Source organism: Psychrobacter sp. GW64-MNA-CIBAN-0177, assembly GCF_040309585.1.
GTDB classification, from domain to species: domain Bacteria; phylum Pseudomonadota; class Gammaproteobacteria; order Pseudomonadales; family Moraxellaceae; genus Psychrobacter; species Psychrobacter okhotskensis.
Genome location: NZ_JBEOOY010000364.1, coordinates 1 through 260 on the forward strand (window position 1 = coordinate 1; position 260 = coordinate 260).

Consider the following 260-nt stretch of genomic DNA (forward strand, 5'->3'; position numbering starts at 1 on the left):
CTTTCAGATCCACTTATTTTAGGGCTCATAATGAACATTACTATTCTTGATAACGCAACGTTAGCTAAAACGTCTCTTACTGGTATTGAACAACTTGGTAAATTAACGACTTATGAACTTACTAGCCCAGAGCAAGTTATTGAACATTGCCAAGGTGCTGATGTATTAATCACTAATAAAGCAGTTTTAAATCGCGACACGATTAGCAAACTTACACAGCTTAAATTAATTTGTGTAAGTGCAACTGGTACTAATAATGT

At 34.2% G+C, this 260-nt stretch carries 1 pseudogene; it reads left to right on the forward strand.

Annotated elements, in window-relative coordinates:
* Window positions 1-30 precede the first annotated feature (30 nt).
* A pseudogene (locus AAEY79_RS15465) lies at window positions 31-260 on the forward strand (glycerate dehydrogenase); the annotation flags it as partial.